This is a genomic window from Campylobacter australis (genome assembly GCF_050586305.1).
Taxonomy (GTDB): Bacteria; Campylobacterota; Campylobacteria; order Campylobacterales; family Campylobacteraceae; genus Campylobacter_A.
On sequence record NZ_JAXUAA010000026.1, the window covers coordinates 1 to 592 of the forward strand.

At 29.1% G+C, this 592-nt stretch carries 1 protein-coding gene; it reads right to left on the reverse strand.

The window, feature by feature from the left end; all coding sequences use genetic code 11:
• Positions 1-592 (reverse strand): hypothetical protein (locus U5B17_RS09665; protein ID WP_430805141.1); only part of this gene is annotated, 592 nt, incomplete at both ends.

Here is a 592-nt window from a genome sequence, read left to right on the forward strand (position 1 = left end):
ATTCTTGCTTAACCTGTTCTCGTCCATCTTTACTAAATAGTCTTGTATCTATTGTTGCATCTACATTTGATGATATGTTTGTATTGTATAGCTCTTTGTTTATCTTTTTTGTATCTCTATTTAGTCTATCTGTATCATCTGAACTATCTTTATCTTTTATGTTTAGACTGCCTTGCCCTATAGTAGCTAGTGTTTTTGAGTGGTTATAGCTTAGATTACGGTTATTTGAGTAAGTGGCTGATGTTATTTTGTTGTTTAGATCTTTTGGTTGGTTGTCTTTGTTGGTTGCTATATCTGTTGGATTGGTTGTTTTATCTTGATTGTCTTTATTGTTTGTTGTGTTATCTTGTTTTTTTATTTGATTGTCTTTAAAAGCATAGTTTAAACCTATACTTAAATTTGTTCCTTTAGTATAGCTTGTATTTGATAGGTTTTCATAGGTTAGAGTGTTTGTGTTTAAATTTAGATTTTTATTGTCTATAAATATGTTTTGTTTGTTATTGTTTTTATCTGTGATGGTTTCATAATTACCTGCAGCTATCATTGAGCCTTTTAGATGAGTGTTGTTTTTAGTGTTGATGTTTAGATTGTT